Below are 16073 nucleotides of genomic sequence, written 5' to 3'. Positions count from 1 at the left end.
ACGTGATTGGGGACACGTTCTGTTTCTCTCTTATTTCGATTTTTTCACACGATGCAATGTGGTTTAACGGTTTGATTATTTAACGATGGAGCAGTTGATAGACCGCACCAATAATCCCGGCGTTGTTTTGGAGTTTAGCGGCCATGATTGGTGCAAAATCTAAGGGTTTCGTATCGCTGTTAGCGTCTTTGTCAAGCTGACAGCGAGCAATCAATTGTTTCATAAAGGTAGCGTTGGCGCTGATGCCGCCGCCAATCAAAATGGCTTCGGGATCGTAAGCTAGCGCCAAATTATTCAAGCAATTGGACAAACTCAGGTAGAAATGACGGAAGGCGTGCTGTGCGTTTGAATCGCCTTGGTCCGCCCGTTCATACAGAACACGGGCATCAGTCACGTTGTCATGGGCGCGATTGTTGTAGTCGGCAAGCAATCCGCCGACAACGGCACCGTTTAAGCTCAGTGTCGCCAGGCGTTCATCCTGCCCTGGCTGGGTCGGCACGACTTTCATCATCCCGAACTCGCCGGCCATTCCCTGCCGGCCCCGATAAATCTGGTCGTTGATGACGATGCCGCCGCCAACGCCGGTTCCTAAAACGAGCATAATATAGTTATGGTACGTTTGAGCATTGCCAAGCCATTTTTCAGCAATGATTGCGGCATTGGCATCATTTTCGATGCTGACCGGCAAATCGGTTTGAGCTTCGATCAAATCCTTCAGATTGACCTGGTAGAAATCCCGAATGGCGCCGCCAGTGGTCATGAAACCGTCCTGATGAACGATTCCAGGTGCACTGACGCCGATTCCCTCAATCGGTGTGATTTTTTGATAGTCACAACTCAACTGGCCGATTGTCTTCAGAATTTCATCACCATGAGCGGCTGTTTTGACTTGTTTAAAATGGGAAAGATGCCCGCTTTCGTCGACGAGTCCGACTTTGAGCGTCGTTCCGCCGATATCGATTCCTAAATATTTTTTCATTTTACTTGTTCCCGAGATCTGCATCGGCAGCCTGACGGCCATCGCCGGCGAGATCTTCTCCATTAGTGGCGATCACTTGCTTGAACCAGTAGAAGGAATCCTTCTTGCTGCGCTGCAAAGTGCCCTCACCTTGGTCATTTTCATCAACGTAAATGAAGCCGTACCGTTTCTCCATCTGACCTGTACCGGCCGAAACTAAATCAATGCAGCCCCATGGCGTGTAGCCCAGCAGCTGGACGCCGTCGATTTCGACGGCTGCCTTCATCTGTTCAATGTGTTTGCGGAGGTAATCGACCCGATAGGCATCATGAATCCGGCCATCAGCAGTCACTTCGTCACGGGCACCCAGCCCGTTTTCAACAATAAACTGCGGCAAATGATACCGATCGTTCATCCAGTTCATCGCATACCGCAAACCGACCGGGTCGACCTGCCAGCCCCATTCGCTGGCCTGGACATACGGATTCTTAACGAGGTCTGTGTTTTCGTTGAATTCGTATTCTGTGGTGTCTTGACCAGCTTTGGTGGCAAAGGACATGTAATAGGAAAAACCGATATAATCAACGGTACCGCGTTTCAGCTGTTCCAAATCTTCATCGGTAATATCCAAGTCGTAATGGTGCGCATCCTGAAATGCTTCGAGCCAGTTTGGATATTGGCCGTTGCACTGCACATCGGCAAACCAATAACGCGTTTCCATCGCCCGTTCGGCCGCCATCATATCTTCCGGCTGCGGCGTCAACGGATAAATCGGACACATGGCAATCATATTTCCAATCTGAAAATCCTTATTGATTGTGTGGCCCAATTCAACCGCTTTGGCACTGGCAACCAGTTCATAATGTGCCGCCTGATACATCGCCTTCTGAGCATCTTCGCCCGGACGAGGCATGATTCCCGAATTGGTCATCAGCGAAAACGCATTTTCATAGTTGGTCTGGTTGTTGATTTCGTTAAAGGTCATCCAGTACTTAACCTTGTTACGGTAACGATGGAAGCAGACTTCGGCAAACCGCATGAAGAAATCAATTAGCTTGCGGTTGCGCCAGCCGCCATATTCTTTGACGAGGTGGAACGGCATTTCGAAATGCGACAACGTTACAACAGGTTCGATGCCGTATTTCAGGCATTCATCGAACAAGTCGTCGTAGAATTGGAGGCCGGCTTCATTAGGTTCTTCCTCATCTCCATTTGGGAAAATTCGGGTCCAGGCAATCGATGTCCGGAAGCATTTGAAGCCCATTTCGGCAAATAATTTCACATCATCCTTGTAGCGATCGTAAAAATCGATTGCCTTGTGGTTCGGATAATATTTGCCCGGCAGGACACCATCCGTAATCTGACGGGGCTGTGTCGCCGAACCAACAGTCATAATGTCAGCAATACTGACCCCCTTGCCAGCAACATCCCATGCACCTTCTAGTTGATGGGCCGCGACTGCGCCGCCCCATAAAAAATTTTTCGGTAATGTGTGACTCATGTGAATTCCTCTTTCTCATGTGATTTGAATGGTAAAAAAGGAGCGCCCGCCGCAAGGATGGGACTCCTTTTTTACTTGAGATTAAGCCGTCACTTTTTTGTCGTTGCTTGTGGTGTCGGCTTTTTCATTAGCTTTTTCTTCAGCGTAGTAGATACTATCCTGCTTACGTGCAAATGGTAAGTAGATGAAGAAGGTCAAAACAAGCATGGCAGCCTGCCAGACGGCCGTCTTCCAAGAACCGCCGACGAAGAACCCGCTGATGATTGCTGGTGTTGTCCAAGGAACCATGACACCAGTGAAGTACGGGATAATCCCAAATTTAATGGCAAAGTAGGTCAAGCCCATTGAAATGGCTGGCGTGAAAATAAATGGAATTGCCAGCATCGGGTTCATTACAATCGGCATCCCGAACAGAATCGGTTCGTTGATGTTGAAAATCATCGGCGCAATTTTCAGTTTTCCTAAACTGCGCATCTGTTCTGATCTCGCAAAGAAGACCATGAAGATGACTGATCCAATCGTGACCCCAGAACCAGTGACTGTCCCGAATTGATCCAAAAGTGACTGCGTAACGATGTGGCCGCCATTAGAAGCATTGACAACCCCATGTGCCTTTAAAATAGCAGCGTTGGCCTGAGCGTTCGCCTGCAGCAATGGGCTGATAATCCCACTGACGATCACGGCACCATGCACCCCGAAGAACCAGAAGAATGGGACCAATACGGCGATTGCCATGGCGCCCCAGAAAGTATCGGTCAAACCTTGTAATGGTGTCTGCACAACGGTGTAAATCCACTGGGTCATCGTTGTATGACCGAAGAAGTCGAAGCACATGTAAACAATCAGCCAGAAGGTTACAATCACACTGGCCGGAATCAAAGCAACGAACGAGTTCGCAACGTTAGCAGGTACTTGTTCCGGTAACTTGATGGTAATGTTCCGCTTTAAGAACCATGAGTATGCCCATCCGGTCAGCATTCCAATAATAATAGCTGCAATCATGCCCTGACCGCCTAACCATGTGCGATCGATATAACCGCCGCCGAAGAGCCCCATGTTTTTACCAGTAATCAAAACCTTGCCGGCTGCGTTCGCCACGTTTGTGGAAGGACGCATTACCAGGAAGAAACTAACTAATGCTGTCAGACCTGCGGCTAAGGGTTCAAACCCATCGTCACGGACCCAGACGTATGAAATCCCGACGACCGCAAAGATCGCCATGACCCCAAATGACGCATTGTAAGCAACGTTCCAATAAGCAGTTAATCCCGTACTCTGCATCCACGCTGCCCATGATGGAATCGGCAAGTTGGCTAAAATCAAGAAAATTGATCCGATAATGATAAACGGAATACTGTAAATCATCCCATCCTTTAATGCGTTGATGGCTTTTGTATTCACGAATTTCATAATTGGTGGTAATAATTTGTTGTTGATCCACTCATTCATGTTGATACACCCCTTTTATGAAACGAATCATTTTCTTTGGCCAAAGTTGTTTTGGATTCGCTTTCACTATTTATCATACGAGCCGCCGACCGGCTTTGTAAATGCTTCCACATGGTAAAAAAACAAATGCGAGTCGAAAAAACAATTTGTGCGCTGCTTCACGCTTTCGGGGTTGCATCTTGATTGGCCGCCGCTTTGACACTCTGCACCTGATAGGCAAGGCATTCTAAGATATAAACGACGGGAATCTGGGTGGTCAAATTGATGTCATCGAGCATCCGTTCCGGCATGTAATACGGGATGACAAGATCGGCCATGTGCGCCAACGTTGAATTGCCCTGATTGGTAATGGCAATCACTTGGCCGCCGTTCTGCTGGTAAAACTGGGCCTGATCAAGCGTTTGTTCCGTTTCGCCAGATACTGACAAAACAATCACCGCCGCATGCTGGAAAAACTGGCTGGGGAAACGGGCCGGTAATCGCCAGTGCGTAGGAACCTAAATTGGAGAAATAATGGGCCCCATATTGCGCTAAACTGCCGCTGGTCCCAATTCCCCAGAAATACAAGTTACGGGCCGTCAAAATAATTTGCGTCGCCGTCTGCAGGATAACGGCAAAATCGGGGTCGTCGACCTTCTGCAGAAAGCCTTCAATCTCGTTGCCGACTTGATACGGCTGAGTGTGCGGGACGCGCTGCTGCCGGTCGATCTTCAAGGCATATTTCATCTCTGAAAAGCCAGAATAGCCCATTTTTTCACAGAAATGAAGCACGGTTGTCGTCGAAACGTGGGTCTTGCTGGCGAGCTGGCGAATCGTCATCGTCTCAACGGCGGTGTGGTTGGCGACGATATAGTTGTACACCATTAGTTCCAGATTATTCAGTTCTTTGACATCTGTCATTGAAAACATCGTGATTCTTCCTTTCGCAGATACGCAAAAAAGGGTTTGGACAATTGCTTGTCACAGACCCTTACGGTTTAAACAAAATCAGATCTAATAAGAAGCCGCAATTTGAGACAGCATCTTCTTGCAATTGCGTTTCCGCAAGAACCCAAGCAGCATTTGAACGATGATATCGTTGGTGCGCTGCATCGAGTTGGCTGCTTTGACATGTTCACTGTAAACGACCTTAATCGACTTGTCATCAATTGGGAAAATGTTGTAACTGGCCTCGTACGTATTCCGGTTGGACACAGTCTTGTAGTGATAACTCTGGTTCTGGATGGCCTGAGTAATCTCGATATCAGCACTGTTGCCGTTGCCGAAATCCTTCCGATATTTAAAGCCTTTTAATGCCGCTACGGGAACAGTTTTCCCAGTCTGCTTGCGGATATCGAACAGAACGGAATCAATCACGCGTTTGTAAAAGAAATCTGCTGGTACATCCAATGTTTTCGTAACTTTCATACTAATTCTTCTTTCTCTGCTTAAACCTGCTGTGCTGTGGGTAACGCTTTAAAACTAATCTTCGTCGACTGGGACACCGGCGATTTTTTTGTACAAATCGACGATTTCAACGGCTAAATCATGGAAAGTGATTGCTGTCATCAAATGATCCTGCGAATGAACCATTAACAAACTGACCTTGACATGATTGCCTTGGGCTTCTTGTGTCAGCATCCCCGTTTGTGTGTTGTGTGCTTCCGCTAAAGATTTGTTGGCATCGGCTAATTTTTCGTCGGCCTTCTTGAAATCACCCTTCTTTGCAGCTTGGATGGCTTCCATGGAATCGCTCTTGGCGTTCCCACCGTTGATAATGAGCCCCATGATGGTCTGCATTTGTTTTTCGTCGTCTGTCTGTTCAGTCTGCTTCTCTTCTGCCATGATACAATTCTCCTTTTCAAATGATCCTTTTTGTCATTGTACCTGGTCCGGTACAAAGCTTACGATTATAGTTTTACCATAAATGTAAAGGGCTTACAATCCCCTTTTTAAAGCGGATACATTTCCTGCGGATATTTGTGGGTACAAAAAAGCAAGCTCAACGGCGTGGTTGAGCTTGTTTCTTTTACTTATGTTTTCCTTTATTTTTTTGCGCCCGTTTGCGATTTTTTTTGTGCTTCTTTTTAGTCGGCACCGTTTTTGGCGCAGCGGCATGTTCATCCGTCTGTTTTTTCGGTTGGGTCATTTCGGTCGTGTGCGGCGCCGTGACCTTGATGAGCTGGTACTGATCGCCCAGCAGATGCTGAAGATCCCGTTTATCGTGGTCATCGCCAAGGTTGATCACTTCACCGTTGGCACCCATCCGGCCAGTTCGACCGACTCGATGGATATAGGTCGTGAGCTTCTGCGGCAGATCGTAATTGATAACGGTCGGCAAATTGGCAATATCCAATCCCCGTGCGGCGACATCCGTTGCCAGCAGCAGCGCTACTTTACCCTGCCGGAATTCACGCAGGGCAGCCTGCCGTTCGACTTGGCGGCTATGGCTGACCAGCATCGCAAAGGACACGTTGTGGTGTTTCAAAGTGGCTGCCGTTTTCTGCAAGGCAGATTCCTGATTGAAAAAGACTAACGCCCGCATCCCTTTTTGATGCGCTAACTGGCGTAAAACGGTCGGCTTGCGGACATTCGACACTTGGATAAGCTCATGGCGCACCTGTCCCTGCGTATGGTCGATCGACCGGACATCGATTACTTGGATGTCCTTGCCGAACCATTTCGGCAGCTCCTGCAGTAATTGCGATTCGGTCGCACTGAAGAAGGCCAATTGCGGAAAGTGCGGCACTAAGTCAACGATTTCACGGACATTTTCCATCCGGTCGTCAGCCAAGACAGCATCGGCTTCATCGACGACAATCGTCTTTAACTGATTCAACTTAATCTTCTTCTGGGCAACCAATTCGATTAGGCGGCCGCTGGTGGCAATAATCATTTCCGGCTTCGCCTTCAGCTTCTCCAGCTGCCGCTTGCGATTAGCTTTCCCGGTCACACTCTGCAGCGTGATGCCGACCAATTTAGCGTACGGCTGGATAACATCCCGCAGCTGAATCGCCAGTTCTTGCGACGGCGCCAGAATCAGCACCTGCAGACCAGCTTTCGGCGTGATTGTTTCTAACAGCGGCAAGGCAAAAGCAAGTGTCTTGCCGGAGCCGGTGGGAGCGAGTCCCAGTACGGACTGGCCGTTTTTCAGCGGTTCATAAACGGCTTCTTGAATCGGCGAGAACTGGGTAAATCCCTGCTGCTGCCAGTATTCCTGAAAAGGTGCTGCTACTTTCAAACTATTTCCCCATTTCTTGTTCGTCCTGTGGGAACACAATCCCAGCGGACTGGCGTAAATCATAAAGCACTTGGTTGACTTGACGGCTCAAATTCAGCAGGTTGAGGTACTTCTGCCCATTTTTATCGGCCATGATGGCTGAGAAGGCCCGGACTTCGGCGTCCATCGGATTCTTGTCCGGCTTCGTACCGACAGTCTGATGCGTTTCACCATTATTTTCATAGAGCCGGACTTCGTCAAAAGTACCAGCATTGTTGGTCCAAATCGTATTCTTGCCGGAATAAATTTCGGATGGCAGATACGACTGCACCGTCTTGCCCATGATTAGAGTGACATCGAAGCCGAGATAGTGCAGAATGGCCGTCCCTTTGCCATCGACACCTGTCCGCAGCATGGTCGGCTTGTAAAGCACCTTTTCAGGCACACCGAACCAGCGCACAGCATCGTACACTAGGTAAACACCGAGATCCTGCAAAGCACCGCCAGCAAATTGTGGCGAGAAGATATTCGGTTCTTCGCCAGCCAAAACGAGGTCGTAACGAGATGAATACTTCATATACGTCAGCGTCGCCCCGTCGATATGATCGGCATTTGTAATAATTTGCTGAATCTGATCGAAGTTATCTTCATAAATATGCCGAGCTGCTTCGAAGAGATATTGTTCTGGATGCTGCTTCAGAAGTGCGACGATGGCATCCATTTCGGCGGGATTCGTGAACGCCGGTTTTTCAACCACGACATTCTTGCCGGCTAAAATGGCCTGTTTGGCTTGTTCGAAATGCAGACTATTCGGCGAAGCAATATAGACGGTGTCGAAATCGCCCTGCATGAATTCATCCAGATTGCTATAGACATCGACGTCTTGACCCTGATTGTCCGCCGCAAATTTGCGGCCCTTATCAGCCGAACGTGAATAAACAGCCTTCCAAGTAAATGCATTCGTTTCCATTGCCGCTTGCACAAATTGACCGGTAATCCAGCCTGTACCAATCGTTCCTAATGTACGCATTTTCTCAGCTCCTTTTTGAATTACCCTTATTCTAACAGTTTGCCAAAACGAACAAAAGCGCTGCCACATGACTCTTTAAATCTCCGTTAAGAAAATGCGTCCGAATCGCCAAATTCAGGCAGATTCGTGGTAGAATTGCTTGAGATGGAGGTGGTGGCTTGAAAAAGAAAAAACGGCTTACGGCACCGTTGACAACCGTAGCAAACGTAATGGGAACTATTTTCGGCCGCCACACAGCGAAGGCGAAGCGTCCGGCACAGGACGAACTCGCCCAAGCCTATGTCGGCATCTGGCATTTCGTCGATGGCCCTACCAATAAAAAGCATTCGCTGCAGATTCTGTCGAATCTGTCAATCAAACTCGATGGTCAGGTCCTCGATGGCCAAATCATCGGTGTGACGATCACAACGCTGACTTTTTTAGACCATTATGGTTATCAGCTTAAAATCAACGCCGATGAGACCGGCCCCTACGAAATCTATGATGAAGCCGAAGACCGTTCTTACCAAATACTTAAACCGCCGGCACCCAAAACGGAACCGGACGATTCGAAAGCAGCCCCACAATAAGGCGTACTTTTGATACGAAAACAGCTCCTTAAATGCAAAAAGGCATTTAAGGAGCTGTTTTTTTGGAATGATATCCAAACTTTTATGTTTTTATGCTAACGGTCAAAAAGCTGCTTAAGCTTCACTTTCTGAGCGCCCTTTGCCGCACATTATTTCCGCACAAATGCTTCCCACTGAGCGGCACTCCCGTTAAAGACGGACAAGGCAAAGCGCTGGTCAATCGAGCTTTTGGGGATACGCGCCGTTGGGCTGTACTGCCAAAACGCAATTTTCTCAGTCTTTTTAGGCTTGCTGGTCTGAATGACCCACTCTTGGTTTTTCCAGCTGCTGGGGACTAGCTGGTGCAAAATATCCGGCGCACCCTGAATAATAATCGCCTTGCCATAATAGGCTGTGATTAGCTCGATAAACTTTTTCAAGCGTGCACGCGCTGCTTTGGTCTTGGGCGGCTCATTGCGATACGGACCGTAATACTCAAGATGCACCATCAGCGGCAGATTGCCGACCTGTTCTCCGACGGCCGCTTCGAAATTCTGGGCCTGTTTTGCGGCCGACGTGTCAAAACTGAAATAATGGTAAACACCGACATACATATTTGTTCCGACGGCACGGTCGTAATTACCGGCAAAGTTATCGTCGGTATAATCGGAGCCTTGGGACGCTTTTAAATAAACAAATTTGACGCCTTCTTGTTGTAATTGCTGAAAATCCTGGTAGCCGTCTGCTTGTGTGAGCGACAACCCCAGCTCCGGATAATGTGCCTTGCTGGGACGGCTTTCCTGACGGCCGAAGAACCAGACACCAAGCGTAATCAAGAGACCCACAACGACGAGCACACTGACCGTTTTCCATGGAAATCTAAATTGATGCGGACGAGAATGTCTGCCCATTTTGCTTCACTTCCAGTCGCTTCTATTCTACCAAACCTGGCGGCTTTTTTTGTAATTCAGCTTAGATTTCGGTACGATAAGTTTAAACTATCTCGAAAGAAGCGTTAAAAATGGCAATTATGCTTGGAATCGATATTGGGACCACGAATACCAAAGTGCTGGCGCTCGATGAACAAGGCCGTATTGCAGCTTTGAGCAGCCTGCCCAACCGGCTCTATCAGGATACCGCCGCCATGGCCGAAGAAGATCCAGAAGAACTCTACCAGACAGTCCTAAAGGGAATTCAACAAGTCGTCCAGTCCGGCCGCTTTGCTGCCAAAGATATCGTCGGCCTCTCCTTTTCAGCGGCGATGCACAGCCTGATTGCGATGGATGCAAATGGAAAACCACTGACTCGGGCGATTACATGGGCCGATTATCGGGCGGCTGCTTATGCCCGCCAGCTCAAAGATGATCCCTACAGCGATCAGTTGTACCAGTCGACAGGAACGCCGATCCATCCGATGACGCCCCTCTCCAAGCTGATCTGGATTCGGCGGGAACATCCGGACGTTTTTCAGAAAGCGGCTAAGTTTATCGGCATTAAAGGGTATATCCTTTACCGTTTGTTCGGCGTCTATGTGACCGATAAATCGGTCGCCAATGCAACTGGACTGTGGAACATCCACACACAGGATTGGGACGCCAAAGCACTCGATATTGCGCATGTGACGGCCGCTCGGCTGCCGAAATTAGTCGATACGACCTATCAATTGCATGGTCTGTCCCAAACGGTTGCCGCACAATTGGGCTTGGATGCCCAAATTCCGTTTGTAATCGGCGCCAGCGATGGTCCGTTGTCGAACTTGGGCGTCAATGCAATCGGCAAGGGCGATTTTGCCGTCACGATCGGCACATCCGGCGCTGTCCGCAGTATGAGCAACCGGCCGCTGACTGACCCGAAAGGCCGGCTGTTCTGTTACTACCTGCTCGATGGTTTATGGGTCATCGGCGGTCCCTCTAATAACGGCGGCAACGCCCTCAGCTGGACGGTCGACCATCTCTTTTCAGCCGAAAAAAAGACGGCTGCCGGCGACCATCAGAATCCATACCAAATCGTGACCGATTTTGCTGGTCAAGTGCCAGCTGGTGCCCATGGGTTGCTATTTCTCCCCTACTTGCATGGCGAACGAGCGCCGTTATGGAACGCCGCTGCTCGCGGCACCTTCTTCGGTTTAACTGCCTTAAACACCAGAGCCGACATGGCCAGAGCCGTTTTAGAAGGCGTTTTGTTCAATCTCAATGAAATCACGCATGAAATCGAACAGCTGGTCGGCCAGCCAAATATTATCAAAGCAAGCGGCGGGTTCGCCAAATCGCCGTTGTGGCGGCAGATGCTGGCCGATATCTTTGCCGAAACGATCACATTTCCCGACTCACCTGAAAGTTCGGCATTTGGGGCGGCACTGCTTGGCTTCTACAGTTTAGGAATTTTAAAGGACTTCAGCCAGCTGGATCAATTGATTGGTGTGACCCGCCGCCTGACACCGCAGGTCAAAAATAAAGCCACCTATCAAGAGCTGAATGGCCTGTGGCTGGAAATCAACCATGCTTTGGCTCCTCATTATGAAGGACTGGCTCGTTTTCAGCAGGAACACTACAAATAAAGATTGCTTTTCCAACAAAAGCGGATAGAATTAGGCTCAAGGTCGAAAGGAGTGAAACAAATGTCGGAAGAACTCGATCAGCGGCTGCTGGGCGCCACCTTTGCTTTGCCGAACGGACAGACAACCGGTGTAATCCGTTTTTACGGCATTTACTATCACTACCGTGTGCAAGGACAAGCACAGCCCGGTTTAAAAGTCGCTGTCCGTCAAGTCACGCCGGAATATTTAGTGGTGCGTGCGGCGGGTCAGAAATTAGATTACTAAAGGAGAAAGATAAATGTTTTGGTTTGGTTGGATTATTATCGTACTGGTGTTAGCGATTCTCTTTTTCACCATTTTTTCATCGTTTGCGATTATCCACACTGGGGAAGTGGGCATCGTGGAACGCTTAGGAAAATATGTGCGGACTCTGCAGCCAGGGTTTCATATGGTGCTCCCCTATATTTACCGAATTACCGAAATCGTCAATATGAAGCAGATTCCGTTGAAAGTCAGCGAACAGGAAGTCATTACCAAAGATAACGTGGTCGTTAAGATTTCAGAAACGCTGAAATATCATATTACCGATGTGAACGCCTATGTTTACAAAAACAAGGATTCCGTTTTGAGCATGGTCCAAGATACTCGGGCCAACTTGCGGGGAATCATTGGGAACATGGACCTCAACGATGTCTTGAACGGCACCGAAACGATTAACAAAACGCTGTTCGAACAGCTGGGCCAGATTACAGCCGGCTACGGACTCAACGTCGATCGGGTCAACATTGATTCCGTTCAGGTCGATCATGATATCCAAGCTTCGATGAATAAACTGCTGCGGGCTTCTCGTGAAAAGGAGGCCAACATTACCGAAGCCGAAGGGAAGAAACAAGCTGCAATTGCCCAAGCCGAAGGTGAAAAGCAGTCCCAAATCTTAGCGGCTGAGGGGGACAAGCAGCGCCAAATCTTGGAAGCACAAGGGAAAGCTGAAAGTCAGCGTCTGATTGCCGAATCCGTTCGGGACCAAATCGACGATGTCAATGAAGCGCTGACGCATAACGGCGATCTCTACCTGCAATATAAGAATCTCGAAACCATGGGCGACGTGGCTAAAGGCGAAAATAACACCGTTGTCATGCCGAACTCGGCGATTGACAGTTTAGGCCAGATTCCCGCCATCGGCAAACTCTTGAATGATTCGAATAACAAATCGAAAAAAGCAAATAAATAAGCAAATTAAAAGGACCGGCGATTTCTCGTCGGCCCTTTTGTGTGTGCAATTATGCTTTTTTCTTTTTACCAAGCGTGAACAAAGTGCATCCGCAAGCCAGCGTCATCAGCATCATCATAAAGGCATGGTGAATTGTGACGGACGTATGCTTGGAATGACGGCGTTTCTGACCAAAGGCAATCTCGATTGTGCCGATGGTGGCTACACCGAGGCCGACTTTGACCCAGAGATTCTTTTTCGGTGTCTCGACCGTTTGGAAAAGTTCGACGCCACTATAAATTAACGGCAAGAAGAAACCACGATCAGCCGCATGGGCTAAACCAGTTACTTTGGTCGATTTGCTTAAGAGGCCAATCGCCGTAGCGGTGCCCATTCCGACCCAGCTACCTGCATGCAATGCGTAAAGATTCATTCAAAAGACCGCCTTTCTGTATTTCCTGTTATTACTTTTGCCAAATCGCCACGTGGGATGAACCGTGCGCTGAATTTTTTGTGCCTGACTTCCCGATCGATTACCATCTGGACGGCTGTTTTACCGATTTGATCAAGCCGGTTGTCAATCGTCGAAAAATCCATTGACCAGCTGATCGGCATATTTTCCTGCCCAATCACAGCACAAGTTTCATGATTATGCTTGAGATAACCGATGATTCCGCCAGCAATCTCGTCACCGTTCGACAGGATAATGGTCGGCTTGACCTTGTGACTAAAAAATTGGCCGGCCGCCTGTACCCCGTCATCCATGTACAAGACATTGCTGACGATTTGTTCCGGACGCGGTTCCTGATGAAACACCGTCCGATAGGCCTCAAACGTCAGCCGGCTGCTGGGGCTTTCGGATTCAGGCCGATCCAAAGTCAGCCCTAACCGTTGCCCGCCCATTTTCTGAATGGCCTGCATGACTTGCACTAAAGATGTTTCTCGATCGACGGTGACACTCGAAATAGGATAGCCCGTTGTATCTTCACAGCACACGATTGGTCCGTAACTTGCATAGGCAGCGATTTTATCCAATGGTAACGCACGCGAAGCAAAAATCAACCCCTCAACGCCATGGTGCTCAAGCAGCCCCAAGTATTGATACTCAAGCGACTCTTTGTAATGGGTCGGCAGCAAGACCACTTGATATTGCTGATCGAACGCTGCCAGCAGCATGGCATTGATCAATTTCTGAAAATAGGCCGTATCCGCAATCGGCAGAACCACGCCGATTCGATGCGAACGCCCCTGGCTCAATTCACGTGCCATTTCATTGCGATGATAATCCAGCTTACGCATCGCCGCTTCAATTTCCTGCCGTGTCGCCAGTGCCACTTTATCCGGATGATTCAGCACCCGCGACACCGTCGAAATCGAATGCCCCGTATACTTCGCAACGTCACGTATCGTTGCCATAATAACCAACTCTCCCTCTTCAATAAAGCGCTTACTTACTCTCACACCTAGCATGAATTAAAAAGGAAAATTTGTCAATAGAGCGTGACAAAAGTCGGTTTTGCTGGTCGAGGCTTAGACGAATGCTGCTTTTTAGCATTTAAGCTCCCTGCCCACACAAAAAGCCGTCTTACGACGACTTTTATTTTTTCGTTAAATTTTAAAATAATCCGCTGAGCAGCGTTAAAATTGCCAGTCCGCCCTGCTTCCACCAAATCGATGTATCGACGGTGACGCTCCCATAAATGGCCACCAAAATGATGTAACCCATTAGGACCATAACGGCGGCTTTGCTGGCAAAGACCATGACGGCAATAAACACCAAGCAGCCGATTAACCCATTGTAGATGCCCTGATTTTTGAACAAAGCGTTGACAGACGGCCGTTTCAACTCTTCCTGGCTCATGCCGAACAACTTCGACGTCGTGGCCGAAGTCGTCATAACCGACTCCAAATACATAATGTACAGAAATTCCAACCCGACCAGCGTTGCTAAAATTTTGGTGATCACACTCATTGCACTCACTCCCTCTGCTTCTACTGTACCAGATTGAAAATGAAAACAGCCGTGAAACACCATTTTTTAATCATCGACCTTGCGCAGGATCCTTTTTGTCTTAGCGATCGGCAGCGGAACTTGCATTGGATCATAGTAGGCAACCTTGGTGACACGGCCTTTCAACAGTGTGTCCTCTGGTCCGACCGGCACGATCACCCGATCGTTGACAACAATCGAATTGTCTTCGGTCCGGTAAAAATATGTTTTAGGGCCATGATTCAAAGCGACCGAACAATAAATAAACTGGCCCGGCTGCCGTGTTGCCTGCGTATAAACAGCTGAATCAAATAAAGCCGGCTGTCCCAAATCGGCTACTAGTTTCTGAATCGCCGCCGCAAATGCCGGCCAATCCGTCGGCAAACCTGCTTTGTCAAAGTTACCACTGACGATTCGTTGCGAACAATCGTCGAACGTAATCGTTAAAGCGTAATGTCGTTCTTCATTGGGAGCAATGACTTGGGGCTGCTGGTCTAACTGCGTAAAAAGTACCGCCGGATCAAGCTGATCCAGCAAACGAACAACAGCACTGGCAGCTTGGATGGTCTGCGAACGCTGCGTCTGATCATCAAAGTGCTGTGTCAGCGCCAGTCGACCCGTCTGACGATCAATTTGAAAGGTCTCTTCTTCCGGATCGCTGTGATAGTGCATCTCAATCCGCATGATTCGCTGTCCAGTCGTTTGACCGTCAAATGCCCATAAAAACGGCAGCTTCAGCGTTGTCCGCAGCAAATCTGACAAACCAGTTCCATCAACACTTAAGTCGTCGCATAACGGTCCTGTATAACAAAACTCTTTACCCTCCGAATTGGTCAGCTGCAGCTGCCAAGTGCCCGCATCCGTCACTGCCAGTGTTTGATGATCCGAACGGAAATATTCGGCGATGCTCGCCAGCAGTCTATCGGTGACCGCTTTTGAAAATTGCAATTGCAGATCCCGATTCAGCTCGCCATTATAAGTTTTGGTATCCAGAAAAACCGGGCCCCAGCCAAAAAACGTCAGTGTTTGCCGAATTTCATCTGTCGCCTGCGGTTCCAAAAAAGTCCCTTGCTGCGAAATCAGCCGCATGCCCGTCGCACGGCCCGAAAAACGGACGGTCTCACCCTGTGCCAATTGCAGCATCCGTGTCAGAATCAAAACGAACCACTGCCGATTTTCAGGCCGGATAATCTCCTTCGCCGAATAGGCCCAATGATTAAAGTAACGCCAGCGCGAATATAATGCCACACCCAGCAAATTTACGTCGGTAATCGTCGCAATGATCAGATCGAGTTCGTCCGGATCGGCATACGCATTTCCATTCCCATACTGCTTGCAAAACGCCTTGCCGCTGTCCATTTCAAATCCCAGCGCTTGGCAATCATCTGCCAAATAATGGTCAACCAATTCGATATAATCCGGCTGTTCCGCCTGAAATTTAGCCAGCCATTTTTCTGCAAATTGTTCCAACTTGTCCCGATTTGCCATCGCAATCATCCCCCACTTCTCCTGATACGTGCATTATTGAACATTTGCAGTGAATTTACAATATCAAAAACGCCTTCGCAAGGATTTATGCGAAGGTGTTTTATCATTATTGCAGTTCCAAGGCCGTCACTGATTCAATATGCCACGAGCTGATGTTATCAATT

At 48.6% G+C, this 16073-nt stretch carries 18 protein-coding genes; 4 read left to right on the top strand and 14 right to left on the bottom strand.

What is annotated here, in order from left to right; genetic code table 11:
- Positions 1 to 79: 79 nt before the first annotated feature.
- The 9 genes from IV40_RS05055 to IV40_RS05015 all read right to left on the bottom strand — a co-directional run bounded on the left by IV40_RS05055 (position 80) and on the right by IV40_RS05015 (position 8137).
- Positions 80 to 979 carry an ROK family protein gene (locus IV40_RS05055; RefSeq protein WP_057769300.1) on the bottom strand — a complete coding sequence of 300 codons (900 nt, stop codon included), beginning with the start codon at positions 977 to 979 and terminating at the stop codon, positions 80 to 82.
- Between the two features lies 1 nt (position 980).
- The gene (locus tag IV40_RS05050) at positions 981 to 2459 is read right to left on the bottom strand and encodes a 6-phospho-beta-glucosidase (RefSeq protein ID WP_057769299.1); all 1479 of its coding nucleotides are present in this window, start codon (positions 2457 to 2459) and stop codon (positions 981 to 983) included.
- A gap of 81 nt (positions 2460 to 2540) precedes the next feature.
- The gene (locus IV40_RS05045) at positions 2541 to 3908 is read right to left on the bottom strand and encodes a PTS sugar transporter subunit IIC (RefSeq protein WP_057769298.1); all 1368 of its coding nucleotides are present in this window, start codon (positions 3906 to 3908) and stop codon (positions 2541 to 2543) included.
- Positions 3909 to 4066: 158 nt separating this feature from the next.
- Positions 4067 to 4336 carry an SIS domain-containing protein gene (locus IV40_RS05040; protein WP_057769297.1) on the bottom strand — a complete coding sequence of 90 codons (270 nt, stop codon included), beginning with the start codon at positions 4334 to 4336 and terminating at the stop codon, positions 4067 to 4069.
- Positions 4302 to 4817, bottom strand: a complete 516-nt coding sequence (locus tag IV40_RS05035) for a MurR/RpiR family transcriptional regulator (RefSeq protein ID WP_057769296.1) — start codon at positions 4815 to 4817, stop codon at positions 4302 to 4304. The genes IV40_RS05040 and IV40_RS05035 overlap by 35 nt, the downstream gene beginning before the upstream one ends.
- Positions 4818 to 4901: 84 nt before the next feature.
- Positions 4902 to 5315: a DUF3284 domain-containing protein gene (locus IV40_RS05030; protein ID WP_057769295.1), complete on the bottom strand. Its 414-nt coding sequence runs from the start codon at positions 5313 to 5315 to the stop codon at positions 4902 to 4904.
- A 54-nt stretch (positions 5316 to 5369) separates the two neighbouring features.
- Entirely contained in the window at positions 5370 to 5732 is a 363-nt protein-coding gene (locus IV40_RS05025) for a PTS lactose/cellobiose transporter subunit IIA (protein ID WP_057769294.1), read from the bottom strand.
- 184 nt (positions 5733 to 5916) lie between these two features.
- Complete coding sequence (locus tag IV40_RS05020) at positions 5917 to 7128, bottom strand: DEAD/DEAH box helicase (protein WP_057769293.1); 1212 nt, start codon at positions 7126 to 7128, stop codon at positions 5917 to 5919.
- Position 7129: 1 nt separating this feature from the next.
- Positions 7130 to 8137 carry a Gfo/Idh/MocA family protein gene (locus IV40_RS05015; protein ID WP_057769292.1) on the bottom strand — a complete coding sequence of 336 codons (1008 nt, stop codon included), beginning with the start codon at positions 8135 to 8137 and terminating at the stop codon, positions 7130 to 7132.
- A 158-nt stretch (positions 8138 to 8295) separates the two neighbouring features.
- Between IV40_RS05015 and IV40_RS05010 the strand changes: the two genes are divergently transcribed.
- Positions 8296 to 8706 (top strand): DUF4828 domain-containing protein, encoded by a 411-nt coding sequence (locus IV40_RS05010; protein ID WP_057769291.1) that lies wholly within the window; start codon positions 8296 to 8298, stop codon positions 8704 to 8706.
- A gap of 149 nt (positions 8707 to 8855) precedes the next feature.
- Here IV40_RS05010 and IV40_RS05005 read toward each other — a convergent pair whose 3' ends face one another.
- Positions 8856 to 9596, bottom strand: coding sequence for a GH25 family lysozyme (locus IV40_RS05005; RefSeq protein WP_057769290.1), 741 nt, complete (start codon positions 9594 to 9596; stop codon positions 8856 to 8858).
- A 110-nt stretch (positions 9597 to 9706) separates the two neighbouring features.
- Between IV40_RS05005 and IV40_RS05000 the strand changes: the two genes are divergently transcribed.
- The 3 genes from IV40_RS05000 to IV40_RS04990 are packed head-to-tail and all read left to right on the top strand — an operon-like array spanning position 9707 to position 12452.
- On the top strand, positions 9707 to 11242 hold the full coding sequence (locus tag IV40_RS05000) for a gluconokinase (protein ID WP_057769289.1): 1536 nt from the start codon (positions 9707 to 9709) through the stop codon (positions 11240 to 11242).
- Between the two features lie 60 nt (positions 11243 to 11302).
- Complete coding sequence (locus tag IV40_RS04995) at positions 11303 to 11506, top strand: hypothetical protein (protein ID WP_057769288.1); 204 nt, start codon at positions 11303 to 11305, stop codon at positions 11504 to 11506.
- 13 nt (positions 11507 to 11519) lie between these two features.
- Positions 11520 to 12452, top strand: a complete 933-nt coding sequence (locus IV40_RS04990) for an SPFH domain-containing protein (protein ID WP_057769287.1) — start codon at positions 11520 to 11522, stop codon at positions 12450 to 12452.
- A gap of 49 nt (positions 12453 to 12501) precedes the next feature.
- On the opposite strand, the gene IV40_RS04985 is transcribed toward IV40_RS04990, so the two are convergent.
- The 4 genes from IV40_RS04985 to IV40_RS04970 all read right to left on the bottom strand — a co-directional run bounded on the left by IV40_RS04985 (position 12502) and on the right by IV40_RS04970 (position 15918).
- Positions 12502 to 12864, bottom strand: a complete 363-nt coding sequence (locus tag IV40_RS04985) for a DUF1516 family protein (protein ID WP_057769286.1) — start codon at positions 12862 to 12864, stop codon at positions 12502 to 12504.
- On the bottom strand, positions 12861 to 13847 hold the full coding sequence (locus tag IV40_RS04980; RefSeq protein ID WP_057769285.1) for a LacI family DNA-binding transcriptional regulator: 987 nt from the start codon (positions 13845 to 13847) through the stop codon (positions 12861 to 12863). Before IV40_RS04980 ends, IV40_RS04985 begins: the two co-directional genes overlap by 4 nt.
- A 199-nt stretch (positions 13848 to 14046) precedes the next feature.
- Complete coding sequence (locus IV40_RS04975) at positions 14047 to 14403, bottom strand: DUF1304 domain-containing protein (RefSeq protein ID WP_057769284.1); 357 nt, start codon at positions 14401 to 14403, stop codon at positions 14047 to 14049.
- 66 nt (positions 14404 to 14469) lie between these two features.
- The gene (locus IV40_RS04970; protein WP_057769283.1) at positions 14470 to 15918 is read right to left on the bottom strand and encodes a hypothetical protein; all 1449 of its coding nucleotides are present in this window, start codon (positions 15916 to 15918) and stop codon (positions 14470 to 14472) included.
- Positions 15919 to 16073: the final 155 nt, after the last annotated feature.

This window comes from Lactobacillus selangorensis, from assembly GCF_001437205.1.
Taxonomy (GTDB): Bacteria; Bacillota; Bacilli; order Lactobacillales; family Lactobacillaceae; genus Paralactobacillus; species Paralactobacillus selangorensis.
This window is presented reverse-complemented; position numbering and strand designations above follow the sequence as displayed.